Raw genomic sequence first — 16413 nt, 5'->3', positions numbered from 1 at the left:
TTTAATTCTTCTTCTGTGAGCCAAAATCCTTTCATGGTCGCAAAGGATATACAATTTCCCTTGTTAAATCAAAAGATTAAACCTAATTCTCAAACGCTATGGGTATATTAAGTCAATATTTTAAATATTGATCACCTTACTGATAACGAGCTCAGTTTCCTTACTATAGGAATCCAAGCCTTTTTTTCTTCAACAGATAACTTTTCAGATTTAATCAACTTTTCAACATTAAAAAGAATAAAAGAATATGACTTTGTAGATAGTTTAGGTTTATTAGAATCATCATTTAAGATATTATAAGATCTTATCAACCAATTATGCTGATCCGCTTTAAAATAGCTATTCTTACTATCTAAAAGAAAAATTTTGATACCCTGAATAGCTCTCATTGTTTCTTTATCAATACCTAGGATTTTTGATATTAATTTTATTAATAAAACCTGAATTTTATTTTTTCCACACCTACCGTAAGGAAAAGTAGCAGTCAAACTAGCTTGCTCAGCTATATCTTTGTCAACATTCTCCTTTAAAAAAACAGAAATTTTATCATTAATAAATAATAGGTCTGCCCCATAGTAATGATATAAAATATTACGACAACCTTGAATTTTAGTATTTTGCCTAATAACTTCACCAACCACAAGCTGCTCAGTCACATACTCATTTGTTAATAAATATAACTTATCAATCAAAGAAAGCGCATCATCAAGTAGATAACGGTTATCAAAAGAAAGACCAATAACACCAGAGTTCCATAACTGACCTTCCTGGAAATTAAGTTTTCGCCCATCCCCCAAACTAAACTCATGATCTTTCACTTTATGACATAAGTTAGGCAAAGACGCTTTAACATCAGACTCATATTCATACATAACGGACGAGTCGTTATCAACGGATGAAAAAATATGTTCCGGACTTTTATTAAACCACGTATCCGTATCTACAAATGCTGTATTTGATTTATACTTTTTCATCCAATATATTTGCGATAACGTTTTTATTCTATGTATGTATGTTCCACCTCCCATCCACGCAGCTTTTTGATTCCCTGTAAGTTTCTCAACAAAAACTGGTAACTTTTTAAAAAACTCAGGCTTTTCAGTAAGTACACAAATCCTTACCGAGCAGCTTACATTTAAATAATTCAACGCTGTTAAAATACTAAAATAAGCCTGCTTGTAATAGACCTCACTCTCCCCATATACTAAGTACAAGAGATCATTCTTAGCTTGTCTATTAGTCATATTCACTACCACTATATATCAATTATATTTCTGTACTGTTCTCTGTACTTCTGAATAGAATGATTCTCTTTAACATAATGATAGCTATTATTAATAATATTTTCTCTCTCACAAACTGATAAATCTAAAATTTCTTTCATTTTATCAGTTAAGCTATCAATATCTCTGGGAGGAATTAATTTTGCTACATCAGCATTAAGAACTTCAGGAATACCACCAACATTTGTTGAAATAATAGGTACCTTCGCTATTAGTGCTTCAAATAACACTAACGGCATCCCCTCCTCTAGCGAAGGAAGCACAAACAGATCAAATGCTTTAAGAAGCTTATACGCATTAAAGATTTCACCCGCAAATAAGACTTTTTCGCTTATTCCTAGCTCTTCTACTAAAGACCTCAGTGAAGACTCAAGCCCACCACCACCAACTATAAGTAGTTTTATTTTACTATTTTCTTGTAAAACTTTAGCAAAAGATTTTATTAAATATTCATGCCCTTTTACTTTCACCAACCGTCCAATTGTTCCAATTATAATATCACTCTCACTAATACCTACTTCCTGTCTCGCAACATTTTTTTCAAGCATACTTGATTCAATATACTCAAGATCGACAGCATTAGGTATAACTTTAACATTGTTATCATTGAAACACTTACATTGTTTTATAAGATACTCTTTTACTGTTTGAGAGACAGCAATAATTGTCCACTTATCATCAATAAATAAATTGGAAATTAGGCGTCTATAAATTCGGTCAAAGTCACCAATACCATGAACTACCGAAATGCAATTCCTTACCTTAAGCAGTTTATTTGCAATAAGCATAACATCATATGACTTAAATCTATGAGTTATTACTACATCAAACGCTTTGTCTCTGCAATATTTCCAAAGTTGATAAATTGCTTTAAAGCGAAATCCTTTCATTTGCTTTTTTGACAGATTAAAATATTTTTTCTTCTCTGCAATCGTAACCATATCATCTCTGGTTGGCTCACCAGTACAATAAGCTGCAGTCACCTCATAGTCTTTTTCAGGTAACGCTTTTATAATTTCTTCATGCAAATCCGAAGTTCTAACATAGTATTTTTGTTGCAACTGTAAAACTTTTATTCTATCCATTTTGATTTACCAGCTTTTTACTATTTTCACCTGCAACTATTAAAAGTCCTATAGCGATCGAGATTGGTAACCAAGTTAAAAACCAGACTTCTTTTGGTCTGCCAACAATATTCCCTCCTTCTGTGAGACCGGCAATAGCTCCATATACGAGCAAAGGTAAACCAATGTAAATAATTAATGAATTTCTAGATCTCAAGCAAGCTATCGACAAAACACCTAATAAAGAAATCCATAAAAATAACCCAATTAACCCATAGTGATATGCAAATGCTAAATGGATATTATGTGGGTCATAAAAACTGGTGTTAACTTTGGATATAAACACTTCAAACCCTGCATCACCACCATGACCAAGCAACGGCTTATTTATAATCAAATCAATAGATGCACTCCATATCTCTGGCCTTAACGATACCCCTCTGGATATAATTTCATCACCAAACAAAACAAAAAATAAAACAAATAATGCTATTATTAATGCAACCCACTTCAAAAAGGCTGATTTTTTATTCATAATAATCAAATAAATGTAGATAACGACAACACCCAACAACCCAACCATTGTTGTCCTTGACTTGGTAAGCAATGAGCATAATAAAAATATTATCACGCATCCTAGCAATACAAGTCTTGTCTTCTTGTCTTTTGCACAGAAAAGCGTTCCTAAAGCCAAAACACACAATGAACCAAAGTAGTGTGAGCTCAATAAAGGATTACTTAGAACACCATCCCCAATAAACCTGACAGTATCTAATGATTTATTTTCAAAAAAGAACTGAGCTATACTTATCAATGCAAACAAGCTGGCAATTACAATCGAAGGAAAAAATACCTTTTCATAACCAAATTTATCTATCAAGTAAAATATAGAAAAAGAAAATAAAAAAATGAGCAGCATCTGCTTAAGTTCTTTTAAAGTATCACCACTTTGATTTACCAACTCGCTCAACAGCAAGTAAGCAAACAAAAACAATAATAACTTCACATAAATAGATTTAACATATAGCTTTGTATGTGCAAAACCAAAAAAGAAAAGGACCAACGTTGGAAGAAACTCAAGCAGATAAAGCTGTGTGTGCCACTTACTTGTATCTGGGACAACTTGAATACCAGCAATAAATATTAAAAATCCAAAACAAAGCAAGATCAAAAAAAAATTTCTAACGTAACTACATGTTAGATTAATATTCATTATTTAACCTTTTTAAGTAAAAAAGTTCATTATTTTTTATATTTTTCGAAAAGTATGTGTCATATCCATATTTGTTATATGATCTTCCTATTATTTTCTGAACTAGAGACCTAATGACCTTTTTATGTTTGATGGGTCTTTTTAAGTCATGCATCATTTCCAAAGCATAAACTTTATTCTTTTGCTCTTCTTCACTTAACGAAAGAGAGAACACCGCATCAAGACTTTGCATCATATCTACGTTTGGGGGTAAAGATGCTATAGAGTGTGGTGGACCAAAAGGATGCATATCCGTGTAATGAAAGTGGTTTGCATAACCGAGTATATGCTGAATGCCTTTGAAAGATGATTCTTTGATTGCTAACTCAACAAAACGAGACGTATAGATATGGTCTTCATGGGGATCCAGCTGACTATGTGGCATGATAATAACTTCAGGCTGATATTTTTCAATCAAAAATTTTAAGTCACTTATCAAGTTTTTTCCTGAAGCAAAGTTATCTTTATCACTAGGAAGTTTAAATGGGTTAAACTCTCTGAATACTTTTGTAGAATTAACTCCAGCCGTTAATGAAATAGTCGTTTTACTCAGATCATCAAACATCTCTTTTAAGCGTAAACAAAAATAACCAAGATGGATGATATTCTCTGGTTTAACACCACCCCATTGAGGTACTGCAATACTGTCAAAAGCTCTCAACCGTCCTTTTAATAAAGATGCCTTTTTACTATCAGCATAAACATGAGAGAAGCTTTCGGCTTCAACCTCTCCAGCCGTTAATGTAACAACTGCCACATCTGTTGCTTGGCTATACAAACCAAAAGCAGCTAATTCAGCATCATCCGCATGAGGAGCAACAACTAAAATTTTCTTATTTACAAAGTCATCATTACAAAACCCATAGACTAAAATATCACTGGGTAGCAGTGGCTGACAGTGTTTAAACTTGATAGAAACAGCTTTTCCATCTACGAGCTTTTCCAGATAATCGCTGATATTAATATATCTGATTCCCTCCAATCCCCTTTCAAAATACTGTCTAGCAATGTATTTACCGTCACCAATTTCAACATATGGATCGAATACAGAAGCTAAAAATGCATTACTTTTTATTGATATCGCAAGTACTGCTGTATCGCATTTAACCAACTCAGCACTTTGAAATAAGCATAATTTACCATTGTCTAACTCAGCTTTTGTACAAAATGCATTTGGAAAGCTGTACAGATAGTCAGATTTAGGATTATAGAAAATATGGTCTGACCATAGAAGCTCATGTGCAATATAAAATAATAAAAGCAGCAACAATGATTGCCAGTAAAATCCTAGAGCAACCCCCATTATGCTTATCAACAGAATTAAGCATGCTTTAATTTTGTTTTTCTGTTTCTTTTTTTTCAGCCAAGTAGCAGATTGAGTATTCATATTATTTCTAGGTTAAAAACACTGGGACTTTATTACACCAACGGAGCTTATAATCATTATCAGCCAAGCCAAAAGAATAACGGAGTGGTTTACTTTTACTATCAGCTAGCTCTTGTGCTTGCTGTATGTTCGAGAAACTTAAAATACTACCTGGACTATAGTTCTTGTAGGAGGGGTTAACGCCTCCATTCACATACTCAACACTAAAATGTTTCATAGTTTCAACTTGATATACAAGTTGAATCGCAATAGGCTCATCAGCTATATACAGTATGGTTCCAGTTAGAAAATTATATAGTTTCTCAAGCAGTTTATGCATTAAAGTTGCGCCCTTCGCACTGAACCCCCAACGTTTTTCAAAAAGATCGAGATAAAGCTCACATAGCTGGTCAGCAGAAACGCTATTAACAGATCTGAACTCACCACCTTCATCTTGAAATAATCTAATTTCTCTTCGGTGATTATATTTAAATTTCTTTGAAAAACCTTCTGCATGGAATCCTTTTGCCAAGCAAAGTGCTTTTCCTTTATTTTTTAAATTAATTATTTGAGGCTGATGTTCGCATGAAATAAAGTCAGATTTATAAGGTAATACTATCCGAATATTAGGACTCATTGGTAAAATCACTTCAGGATTACCAACATCAATTAGCCCTCGTTTACCGAGTTTTTTCAATGCTCCCTTACTACCAGCAATATAATTACCCCAGGTGGGAACCGCTGCGACTAACCTGTCATCTTCATAGCGTCCTTGGAACATAACGGGAATCTCAAGTAACTCAGAAATACCCTGAATAACCTCTGGGTGAGTAATAAAACTCCCCCCCCACTGGTTATATGCCTTGCAATAAGTCGAATAAGGTATCGTTGTCCAATGCCTCATGTGCCACTTAATCAACCAATTCACTGGTATTAAACTCCACTAATCTGTTGAACAAAAGGTATCTGCCAAAAACAGTTCTTAACAGCAGCATAGGAAAAGTTCTTAGTAACCTTTCTGTCCATACTATCAACCAGCTGGTTCATCATTACAGGATCATAATGATGAACCTCAAGCATTTTATTTACTAACGCCTTGTCATCACCCAGTGTAAAGAGAGCACCACATCCTGACACAACTTCTTTCGCCCCACCACAATCTGTCGAAATAATAGGTAACCCTGCTGCCATTGCTTCTAACAAGACCATACCAAAAGGTTCATGATCAGAAGACAGCACAAAGCTATCAAATGCTTTAAAATATCTAGCGGCTTCTTTGACTTGTCCTAAAAATAAAACACTATCCATAATACCTAGTGTTTTCGTCAGTTTTTCAAGCTCTCTCTGAAGACGACCACTTCCCATTATTGCAAGCAGTGAATTGGGCTGTTTTTGAATAACTTTCGCAAAAGCTTTAATCAAGGTTGCCTGATCTTTATCTGGATGCAACCGGCCAACATTTGCGTAAACAAATTTATCCAGAGGCAAGCCTAATTTTTTGCGAGCAGATTCTCTATCAATTAATTGAGATTTTAGCAAATCATAATCAACTCGATTATAGAGTGTTTGAATATTTGATGGGTTCCACTTTGTTAAGCAGCCACGCATATCATCACGTACTGCATCAGATACACCCAATAAAAATAAACGCTGACGATTCTTATTTACATACCAACGTCTTGTTAAACGCTGGTAGTCACCAAATGCATGATGAATACCAACACACGGGACGTTAGGTATATGAGATGCAATAAATAAGGCTTTATACCGGTGAGCTAAAACAAACTTAAAATTAAATTTTTTATGTAGTTTTTTTAAATCAGCAATTTGCTGTCTTTTCAAACCACGTAGTTGCTTTGATGAATAATTTAAAAAAATAACGTCTGATGATTTAGAAGCTTTGATAACTTCCTCTTTTGGCTCTCCTTTTAAGTAGACCGTAACAACCTTAAAAGGGGTATCATCAAATAATGCAGCATACTGATTAGCCACACTTAAAAAAGGGGGCTTGTAATCATGACAAAGCTGCAGTACGTACATAGACATAACCTTTTCAAAAACAACTATAGCTCCTGCTAGGAGCTATAGTCTCTTTCCTTTATTATTAATTTATGGGGTCTTGGATATCAGCTGGAAACTCAGCTTTAACAACCAAAATGTCTTCCATAATAAGATATTGCAGATCTGAACCAAAAAACATGTTTAAAGCATCTGTTGGTGTACATACTACAGGCTCACCACGTCGGTTTAATGACGTATTCAAAACGACACCATTACCTGTCCGCTTTTCCATTTCTTCCAACAGCGCATAATAACGAGGATTAAATTCCTGCTTAACCGCTTGACCTCGGGACGTACCATCTTCATGAACAACCTCAGGTACTCTTTCTTTCCACTCTTCATTAACTTCAAAAGTAAATGTCATGAAAGGCGCAGGATGGTCCACCTTAAACATTTCTGTTGCCACTCTATCCAGCATACTTGGACAAAAAGGCCGCCACCGCTCACGGAACTTAATTTGCTCATTTATTCGATCAGCGATCCCTTTAAAGCTTGGACACCCTAAAATACTGCGATGCCCTAACGCACGAGGTCCAAACTCCATCCTACCTTGAAACCAAGCCACTGGGTTTCCTTCGGATAAAATTTTAGCAATGCGTTGTGGCACATTATCAATTTGTAAGAACTTCGGCTTCTCTGCGTGTTGCTCACATGCTTCAATCACTTGGTCATTATTAAATGATGGACCAAGATAAACATGCTCCATTTTTTCAACTTTGATTCCACGCTTCTCTACAACATACGAAGCAGCACCTACAGCAGTTCCTGCATCACCTGAAGCAGGCTGTACAAATAGTTCTTTTACTTCGGGACGAGCAATAATTTTTTGGTTTAATTTTACATTTAAGGCTCCACCACCAGAAAATGCAATCAAACCTGTCTCTTTAATAATATCGCCTAAATAGTAATCCATTAGTTTTAAAGAGACGTCTTCATAAAGCTTTTGCATAGCTGCGGCATAATGTATGTATGGATCGTCAGCCATATCCCCTTTACGGCGAGGTCCTAACCAATCAATCAGTTTAGGACTAAAATAAAAACCTCGACCCTTTTCTTTATAACGTCTAAGCCCTATAACATTGGCATAATCAGTATTTACTTCGAAATTTTTACCATCAAACTTTATAAGTCGTGATAAGTCATATTTGTCAGGATCACCATAAGGTGCCATTCCCATCACCTTATACTCACCATCAAGCATGTCAAAACCAAGATATTCGGTAATAGCGCCGTATAAGCCACCTAACGAGTCTGGATCATAAAACTCTTTAATTTTATGGATCTTGCCATTTTCTCCATAACCGAAAAAGGTTGTGGCATATTCACCTTTACCATCAATTCCCATAATGGCAGTTTTTTCTTTAAAACCACTTAAATGATAGGCGCTTGAAGCATGGGCTAAATGGTGCTCAACGGGTTCAAACTCTATTTTATTCCAGTCAAAGCCCAATGACTCTAACATTTCACGGATACGTCCAACATAGCGACGATAGCGACGATTACCATTAAACAAAGCATCCAAAGAGCGATCTGGGGCATACCAATAACGTTTTGCATAATGCCAGCGCGCAGGTGTTGCCAAAGATATAGGGGCATAAGGTACTGCAACCACATCAATATCTCGCGGAGTGATACCAGCCTGAGCCAAACAAAATTTAGTAGATTCTATTGGCATTTTATTTTTAGCATGCTTATCCCGTAGAAAGCGCTCTTCCTCTACAGCGGCTACCAACTTGCCGTCTACATAAATAGCTGCAGAAGGATCATGCCCCAGTGCACCAGATAACCCCAAAACCGTTAACGCCACACGATGTTCCTCTTTGTTTTTTCAAACCTTTAGCATTCGACACATACACTTATCACCTTTGATAAACGTCAATATATGCATTCATAACGCAGAGGGTTTGAATCAAGCTTACTTATTTAAATCTTTAGTTGCTCTATTTTAACTGCTCTATCTGTGCATTCATATGCTGAACCAAAGGTTCAAATGTATCACACAAGTCAGGACTATCGGTCCAGTTTTTTAAAAACCGCTGCATATCTTTTCGAAAATAGCGTTGAAGCTGTTTCTGATTTGAGTGCATCTGCATGGCATCTAAGTCAATAACCTGTATATCCATCTTTTCATTGACTAATAAGTTATTGCCTTTAAGGTCACCATGACTAACACCATTGTTCAGCCAAATAGAAAAAAGTCTCTCTAGCTGACTTTTAATTACTGGTAATTGCTCCTGAACACCTTCTTGTTGAGTCCAGTTTAATAAATCAGGGGCTGCAATATAATCTAAAATCAAATAAGCACGCCCTCTAAGATAACAGCAACGCTCTTCAATCATCGCTAATGGCTGGGGGGTTGATATCCCCAGCATGGTTAACATATACCCATTACGCCACGACAACCATGCCCTAGAAGGGCGCCAACAACGACTTAAACGGTGCTGCCAATTCTTGATATTGTAACGTTTTACCACAACCTGACGTCCAGCAACCTCCACCAAATCTACCGTTGCTGTATTACCACTTTTAAGCCTCTTACCTGTACCCATATAGGTCTCAGGATTTGCTAAAAACTCAAGCCATTCCTTCGTTGCTAACTCTCTACGGGTTACATAGAAATGCTGCCAGCCATGGTTAACAACAAATTCTGTACAGTTGCGATAGATCTTTTTCAAGTAACGTTGCAAGCGCCAGTGACGACGAAACTTTACTCTAGATAAAAGTACTTCAGTCTCAACCTTGGATCGCGAAGTGCGCACATTATAAACAGTGATTAATTCACTTACAAAATCATCATACTCAGGAGGTAGCTGCGCAAACAGTAGTGCCAGATTATCTATTATTTCACTTTCAGTTAAGGACACACCTTGCTCTGTGGTTTCGACGCCATCACCATCAACCACAAACAGTTTTCCCTGTTTGTCTGTAAGAAAATTATTGAGGTGGATATCGTTTTGCTTTAGCCCCGCAGCATGCATATCTGCAATTAAAGGCATTACTCGCCTAAGAATGCTTAATCGGGATGGCTGATAACTGATATTATCCCACTGTGCTTGCAGGCTTTTTGTGCCACTCAAGTACGACAGAACGAGTACCTGCCCAATTCCTTGAGCAGCAGGACCATGAGCAATGATGTCTGCTGTATGCAGGCCAGCTTGTTGTAATGCGATAACACCTCGCAGCTCTCTCTGCAAATACTTATCAGCGTTACTTCCCATAAAGAGTTTTACTAAAACGTGCCTATCATTCATATTTGCACGACAGACCAAGCGCTTCTTGGGTAGTAGCCTAAAAATATATTCACAATTCAACTGGATTAAAGCAGTACTATCAACATCTTGAAAACCTATACGAAAAGGGCATCGAACATCACGATTGGCCTCAACCAAATCATTTATGGACAACATTGGGCCTAAACTCGTCGTACTCGTCACCAAGACACCTATTCTCGACCAGCAAAAAACTGCAAAATTTTATGAATTTGATGCTTATCAGCAATAGACAACTTACCACACTGCCGATAGCGCTTATAAAATGCTAGACGCTGCTTGGGGGTTAACTGATACTTAGCAACCTTATCCAGACATGCCAGGTCTTTAATTTTACGATAGCTCAGCATTGGACCAAACCAGCGGGTGCCTGCAGGACAATCAATTAAATAAATTTGTGGATTAGGTCCAGTCGTAACTAAGACATTACGCCACTTTAAGTCGTTATGTGCGAATCTTTCCCTGTGTAGAACTCTCGTTGCATCAGCCACTTGATTACTAACCGCTGTAACCCAGTTATGATCTTTTAGGCAGGAGGCCTCAGCCTGTGCTAAGGAAGCTAAGTCATCAGTCCCAACCAACTCTTCTGTGATAAGCGCTCCACAGAGGGTTTTACCTAAAAATCTGGACTCTCCATAAGCAACAATAGGGGCTGTGGGAAGACCTAATTTTTGAAAAAATAAGAGATTCTGCCACTCCATTTTTACCCGGCTTGGGCCAAGGTAACGTCGAATACCTTTACCACCCGCTGTATAGCGTTTAACAAAATAGTATTTATCGCCAACTCTCACCTTATATACAGCACTTATAGGGTCTGTTGTGATTAGCTCGCCAGGTAACGAAAACACCTTTTCCAAACTAGAAAAAGCATCTCCCGTATCACCTTGTTGATAGCTTGGTGTTACCGTCCACTCAGTTGTTATCAAACGACTACTCCTCAAGTACATGCGCTAAATGGCGTCACCCTTCCGCTGTTTTCGAAGGTACATTTTCTTTGCTTTGTGAGTAATGCTTTGCCAATAGCGTTGATTCTTCAGAGCCTGTCTTAGTGGTACGCCAGTATAATAACGAATAAACCGCAAGACATCTCGGTACGTTAAGCCAATATCTAATACTGAAAAATAAAGTGCCGCCAAATCTTTTTTAATCCAGCGTGTTGGTGTTTTAGAGCGAACCTGTGCTCTGTGCAGGTCAATCAAGTTGAGCTTTATAGTATCTACTGTTAACTCAGAACCATCTTCTGGTAAATGTAATAAATAATGGCATATATAATAATCACGATGATTAACACCACTCAGATGCATTTTCTTTGTGTATTCAGCAACTTTTTTAATCAGCTGATATTTTATCGCATAAGATGGAGGATGCTTTAACCAATCAAGCGTGTAGTCCTCCAAACTGATGGTATTCGTTAAATCATCAGTAATAATAAACGACAGCTGTTGTGCAGGATTTTTTCCTCGCTTTCCATATGCAGCAACTGTCATTGTCGGTACTTCAGCTTTCTCCAGGCGCCTAATCGCTAACCACTCATTTTCTGCGCCCAGTACAGGCAAGCGGAATCGAAGAAGGTTCGCGATTATTTCTTTCCAGCCAATACCACCATGGATTTTTGCAAAATAGCTTTTTCCTGCACTTTCAAACTGAAGCGTACGACGCGCCTCCAGTTCACGAAAAACCTTTCCCTGTAATAGTTTAACTTGCTCAAAGGGATCCAGCCCAGTCCAACGCTCTTCAAACTCTTTTCGCAAATAAATAGTCAAAGCTACTTACCCCGCTGACTGGCTAACTGTTCAATCAATGTACTTGCTTGCTGTGGCATGCTGTAAATATCAGCATGTTTGGCAAACTGCAAACCATTTTCATGCCTCTGCTGATACGCCTCCGGATCAGAGAGCATTGCCAGTAACTGCTTATTTAAATCATCTTGCTTAAAAGGTGACTGCACCACACGACCAATATCGGCCTCATCTATATAGTGTGCGTATCCACAAATGTCCGTCGTCAATACAGGTAATCCTGCAACGGCCGCCTCAAGTAATACTGTACCCGTATTTTCATGATAAGCCGGATGAATCAGTAAATCGGCTCCCAATAAAAAGCGTGGAATATCATCTCGCCCCGATAAAATAGATAACTGCTTTTCAATACCAAGCCCACGGGCAAGTCGCCAAAATGGTTTAGCATTATCTTGGCCTATCACCATAAAGTGTATGCTTTGTTTCAATTGTTCAGGTAAAGCTGCAATAGCATTAAGCGCTCTATCCAGTCCTTTGGTTCGAAAGCCAGACCCGACCATCAATACAAACTTATCACTGGCTGCAATATTAAATTCTTCACGCAGCTGCTGACGAATTTCTGCTGCATTTTCTGGAGCACAGCGATCACGAGAAATGCCTGGTGGTAATATATGGAATCGTTCAGGTGGGGTGTGATAATACTGCTCAAATAAAGCTTGCTGAGCAGGGGCAATCAGTAAAATATGAGTTGCACTTTCAGGGCTAAAAACCCCTCTCTCAAATGCCGAAAAATGTTTATAGCGATGCATCAAACGATATAATTTACTTCTCTGTAAACGTGCTTTGTCTTCATAGCAAGCATCAGCTGCATAATAAATATCCAGCCCTGGCATTTTATTAAAGCCAATAACACAATCTACTGCGTTTTGCTCAATATGATTCATCACCGCTTGATGAAAACACTTATCCCGTTTATGAGCCGCTAATGCTTTTGGTTTGATTTGATGGATAACAAAACCAGCAGGCTTTTCACCTTGCCAATCCATGGTATAAACCACAATGTCATGCCCACGACTCTGACATTCAAGCGCAATACGCAAAAAATCGCGTTGCAATCCACCATACGGAAAATACTTGAAAAGAATAAATGCTAACTTCATAGTGCAACGATCTAGGCTAAGAATGGTTGGACTGCCTGAAACACCTGAACTGGCATTAAGCTACGAAAAATAGCAGGCTCAACAGCAGGAAGTGGCTTATTGTTAGTCGCGTTGGCATCATCAACGGTCAAATGACATTGGCCTTCACCGTAAGTACCGACTAAGCGTGGGCTCGTTGGCCCATATAACGAGATACAGGGTCTATCCAGAGCAGCTGCAAGATGACCTAATCCGGTATCTACTGCGATTACACAAGTAGCCTTAGCCAAAACGCCAGCTATACCCGCCAGGTTCAGTTTGGGTAAAACCACGGCTTTTGATGAAACCTTAGATTGAATACGATCAGCTCTCTGCTTTTCTACCTCATTCCCCCAAGGCAACACAATATAAAGCCCCTGTTCTGCGAACTTTTCTGCCAGCTCAAACCAGTAAGGCTCAGGCCAATGTTTTTGCTCACGTGTTGTACCATGCAAAAAAACAACATAAGGACTGGAAGATAATACTGAAGCAATTTGATTGATTTCAGGAGAGTCAGCAAGGAGCATTGTTTTATTAAGTGCAAACTTTCCTCTTTGGCTTGGCAGCTTGTAATCCAAAGCATTTGCGAATAGCTGACGAACACGTTCTACCGCATGAATACCTTTCACAACAGGTATAGTATGCTGATAAAGGTGAGCCGCTAATGCCTCTCTAGCAGAAGATTTATCCATACCATAGCTTGGACCATGCGTTAAATATGTCAGCCATGCACTTTTCAATAAACCTTGTGCATCGATGATCGCATCATAGGTGGTTGCCTGCAGTTGTTGTTTAAACTGCTGCCACTCGCCCTGCGTCAGGGTTTTCACAATATTTTTCCGCCAGCGGCGAATAGCTACCGGAATAACTTTATCTACGGCAGGATGCCAATGGGGAATTTCTGCAAATGCCTCTTCCACAACCCAATCAAATCGAATGCCAGGAATAGCTTCTTGCGCATCAGTTAAGGCTGGTAATGTATGAATAACATCACCAAGCGATGAGGTTTTTACAACAAGTACTTTTTTCATTGCCGCTCAATATTTAACTGAACATTATCCACATGAGCTAGCGACGCTCTTTGCAGGCTTTTTATTCTCAGACACAACAGGCACAAGCTTTTGTAGTGCCTCAATTACCGTAGGTGGAGTTAATTGATGAAGACACTTTAAATGTCCCAAGGGACACTCGCGCTTAAAGCAGGGACTACACTCTAAACCTAAACGCACTACCGCCTGCTGTTGATTTAAGGGGGGCGTAAAGTCAGGTGATGTAGAACCATAAACCACAACAAGTGGTCGCTCTAAGGCTGCTGCAATATGCATTAACCCAGAGTCATTACTGACCACAGCGGAAGCCATAGAGAGTAAATCAATGGCTTCTGCAAGTGAGGTTCTTCCTGCTAAATTTTGCACCCGATTTTGCCACTGCTCAGGAATCTGCGAAGCAATCTTTGTTGTCACTTCCTGGTCCTTTGCAGAGCCTAATAACCATACTTGCCAACCCGCTTGAATCATATGCGTAGCTACCGCACTGTAGTGCTGCTCAGGCCAACGTTTTGCGGGTCCAAACTCAGCGCCAGGACAAAGTGCAAGTACTGGGGAACGTTCATCCGCCATTAATTCATAACGCGCTAGTGCTTTTTGCATAGAAACTTTGTCGACATGCAGCGCGGGAGCAGGTAAATCGCCAGGTAATGGTGTATTAGCGGGGTAAGCCAACGCTATAAAGCGTTGAATCATTAATGGTAAAGCCGATTTATCCAGCTTACGAATATCATTGAGAAGCCCATAGCGACACTCGCCGACCCAACCGGTTCGCTGTGGAATTTTTGCCATTGCCGGAACCAGCACCGACTTCAGTGAATTTGGCAAAACTATCGCCTGATCATAATGTTTATAACGCAATTTTCGAGCTAGATGCCAACGTGCAGATAACTTCAGCTCGCCATGCCCCACAGGCATAGCAATACTTTTATGCACTTCAGGCATTCGCTGCAAAATAGGACGGCTCCACTCTGGGGCCAGTACATCAATAACACAGCCTGGATGCTGAGCTTTAAGACTCATAAACAGTGTTTGTGCCATGACCATATCCCCCACCCAGGAGGGACCAACCACAAGGATCTTCACGCGCGCAACCAATTTACATTAGAGTTAGTTTTTTCTTGCCTTAATTAAGGCAACCTGTATCTGGACATCCAGATACAGGAAAAAATGACTGGAATTTCGTCAAGCGGGGAATCATAACACAGGAGTGAGCCATTCGGGATTAGCATCACGCTTACCCGTGACCTGATCGAAGTACATTTGCTGTAATTTCGTAGTTACTGGGCCACGATCGCCTTTACCAATAACCCGGTTATCATGCATCCTGATAGGCAATACTTCAGCCGCTGTTCCTGTAAAAAAGGCCTCATCGGCAACATATACCTCATCGCGAGTAATACGCTTTTCAATCACCTCTATACCCAACTCTGCAGCAAACTGTAGAATACTATCTCGCGTAATACCTTCTAGACAGGAAGTAAGTTCAGGCGTGTATAACTTGCCGTTTTTAACAAGGAAAATATTTTCACCACTACCTTCAGCAACATAGCCTTCATTATCCAGCAGTAATGCTTCTTCACAACCGCAGTCCTGGGCTTCTTTCAATGCCAGCATTGAGTTAATGTAGTTACCATTCGCCTTTGCTTTACACATCGTAATATTGACATGGTGGCGAGTGTATGAAGAAGTCCGAATTTTAATCCCATGTTCTAACGCTTCAGGGCTCATATAACTGGGCCACTCCCAGGCAGCAACAATGGTGTGAACTTGCAGATTGTCAGCCCGCAACCCCATACCTTCAGAGCCATAAAAGCACATTGGCCTTAGGTAAGCATTATCGAGCTTGTTCTCTTTAACTGCCGCTTTTTGCGCAGCAATGAGTACGTCTTTGCTAAAAGGAATATTCATCCCCAAGATATGGGCACTTCGAAACAAACGATCCGTGTGCTCTTGCAATCTGAAAATACAAGGTCCGCGATCAGTATGATAAGCTCGCACCCCCTCAAATACCCCTAAGCCATAATGCAGTGTATGGGTTAGCACATGGGTTTTAGCCTCACGCCAAGGCACCATCTCCCCATCAAACCAAATCAGACCATCGCGATCGGCCATCGTCATAAATGAGACTCCTTGTTCAATCTGCTTCTCTATG

The 16413-nt window shown here is 39.0% G+C and carries 14 protein-coding genes; all 14 read right to left on the bottom strand.

Going from position 1 to position 16413, the window contains the following annotated elements; all coding sequences use genetic code 11:
* Positions 1-131 precede the first annotated feature (131 nt).
* Positions 132-1244: a hypothetical protein gene (locus tag F607_RS32780; protein WP_027708218.1), complete on the bottom strand. Its 1113-nt coding sequence runs from the start codon at positions 1242-1244 to the stop codon at positions 132-134.
* 11 nt (positions 1245-1255) lie between these two features.
* The gene (locus tag F607_RS0111585) at positions 1256-2368 is read right to left on the bottom strand and encodes a glycosyltransferase (RefSeq protein ID WP_038291113.1); all 1113 of its coding nucleotides are present in this window, start codon (positions 2366-2368) and stop codon (positions 1256-1258) included.
* The gene (locus F607_RS0111580; RefSeq protein ID WP_027708216.1) at positions 2361-3560 is read right to left on the bottom strand and encodes an O-antigen ligase family protein; all 1200 of its coding nucleotides are present in this window, start codon (positions 3558-3560) and stop codon (positions 2361-2363) included. The genes F607_RS0111585 and F607_RS0111580 overlap by 8 nt, the downstream gene beginning before the upstream one ends.
* Positions 3550-4986 carry a PIG-L deacetylase family protein gene (locus F607_RS0111575; RefSeq protein ID WP_027708215.1) on the bottom strand — a complete coding sequence of 479 codons (1437 nt, stop codon included), beginning with the start codon at positions 4984-4986 and terminating at the stop codon, positions 3550-3552. The genes F607_RS0111580 and F607_RS0111575 overlap by 11 nt, the downstream gene beginning before the upstream one ends.
* Before the next feature lie 7 nt (positions 4987-4993).
* Positions 4994-5893, bottom strand: a complete 900-nt coding sequence (locus F607_RS0111570) for a GNAT family N-acetyltransferase (protein WP_157365439.1) — start codon at positions 5891-5893, stop codon at positions 4994-4996.
* Positions 5894-5898: 5 nt separating this feature from the next.
* Positions 5899-7005: a glycosyltransferase gene (locus F607_RS0111565; RefSeq protein WP_211233631.1), complete on the bottom strand. Its 1107-nt coding sequence runs from the start codon at positions 7003-7005 to the stop codon at positions 5899-5901.
* A gap of 64 nt (positions 7006-7069) precedes the next feature.
* The gene (locus F607_RS0111560) at positions 7070-8833 is read right to left on the bottom strand and encodes a carbamoyltransferase family protein (RefSeq protein WP_027708212.1); all 1764 of its coding nucleotides are present in this window, start codon (positions 8831-8833) and stop codon (positions 7070-7072) included.
* Between the two features lie 133 nt (positions 8834-8966).
* Positions 8967-10460: a lipopolysaccharide kinase InaA family protein gene (locus F607_RS29345; protein ID WP_157365438.1), complete on the bottom strand. Its 1494-nt coding sequence runs from the start codon at positions 10458-10460 to the stop codon at positions 8967-8969.
* A gap of 8 nt (positions 10461-10468) precedes the next feature.
* A complete protein-coding gene (locus tag F607_RS0111550) occupies positions 10469-11221 on the bottom strand; it encodes a lipopolysaccharide kinase InaA family protein (protein ID WP_211233630.1) in 753 nt (250 codons plus the stop codon).
* Between the two features lie 24 nt (positions 11222-11245).
* The gene (rfaP, locus tag F607_RS0111545) at positions 11246-12058 is read right to left on the bottom strand and encodes a lipopolysaccharide core heptose(I) kinase RfaP (protein WP_027708210.1); all 813 of its coding nucleotides are present in this window, start codon (positions 12056-12058) and stop codon (positions 11246-11248) included.
* Positions 12059-12060: 2 nt separating this feature from the next.
* Positions 12061-13194 carry a glycosyltransferase family 4 protein gene (locus F607_RS0111540; protein ID WP_027708209.1) on the bottom strand — a complete coding sequence of 378 codons (1134 nt, stop codon included), beginning with the start codon at positions 13192-13194 and terminating at the stop codon, positions 12061-12063.
* An 11-nt stretch (positions 13195-13205) separates the two neighbouring features.
* Positions 13206-14243 (bottom strand): lipopolysaccharide heptosyltransferase I, encoded by a 1038-nt coding sequence (gene waaC, locus F607_RS0111535; protein ID WP_027708208.1) that lies wholly within the window; start codon positions 14241-14243, stop codon positions 13206-13208.
* Positions 14244-14267: 24 nt separating this feature from the next.
* Positions 14268-15299 (bottom strand): lipopolysaccharide heptosyltransferase II, encoded by a 1032-nt coding sequence (gene waaF / locus F607_RS29340; protein WP_230400394.1) that lies wholly within the window; start codon positions 15297-15299, stop codon positions 14268-14270.
* Between the two features lie 156 nt (positions 15300-15455).
* Positions 15456-16379: a branched-chain amino acid transaminase gene (locus F607_RS0111525; RefSeq protein WP_027708207.1), complete on the bottom strand. Its 924-nt coding sequence runs from the start codon at positions 16377-16379 to the stop codon at positions 15456-15458.
* Positions 16380-16413 lie beyond the last annotated feature (34 nt).

The organism is Zooshikella ganghwensis DSM 15267, assembly GCF_000428585.1.
Lineage (GTDB): Bacteria > Pseudomonadota > Gammaproteobacteria > Pseudomonadales > Zooshikellaceae > Zooshikella > Zooshikella ganghwensis.
The sequence above is the reverse complement of the archived record's forward strand: the minus strand, read 5'-3'. Positions and strand labels throughout refer to the sequence as shown.

Bases quoted from the DNA above. Each gene is read 5' to 3' on its own strand.
- F607_RS32780 (WP_027708218.1), bottom strand. From the start codon at position 1,244: ATGACTAATAGACAAGCTAAGAATGATCTCTTGTACTTAGTATATGGG.
- F607_RS0111585 (WP_038291113.1), bottom strand. From the start codon at position 2,368: ATGGATAGAATAAAAGTTTTACAGTTGCAACAAAAATACTATGTTAGA.
- F607_RS0111580 (WP_027708216.1), bottom strand. From the start codon at position 3,560: ATGAATATTAATCTAACATGTAGTTACGTTAGAAATTTTTTTTTGATC.
- F607_RS0111575 (WP_027708215.1), bottom strand. From the start codon at position 4,986: ATGAATACTCAATCTGCTACTTGGCTGAAAAAAAAGAAACAGAAAAAC.
- F607_RS0111565 (WP_211233631.1), bottom strand. From the start codon at position 7,005: ATGTACGTACTGCAGCTTTGTCATGATTACAAGCCCCCTTTTTTAAGT.
- F607_RS0111540 (WP_027708209.1), bottom strand. From the start codon at position 13,194: ATGAAGTTAGCATTTATTCTTTTCAAGTATTTTCCGTATGGTGGATTG.
- waaC (WP_027708208.1), bottom strand. From the start codon at position 14,243: ATGAAAAAAGTACTTGTTGTAAAAACCTCATCGCTTGGTGATGTTATT.
- waaF (WP_230400394.1), bottom strand. From the start codon at position 15,299: ATGGCACAAACACTGTTTATGAGTCTTAAAGCTCAGCATCCAGGCTGT.
- F607_RS0111525 (WP_027708207.1), bottom strand. From the start codon at position 16,379: ATGACGATGGCCGATCGCGATGGTCTGATTTGGTTTGATGGGGAGATG.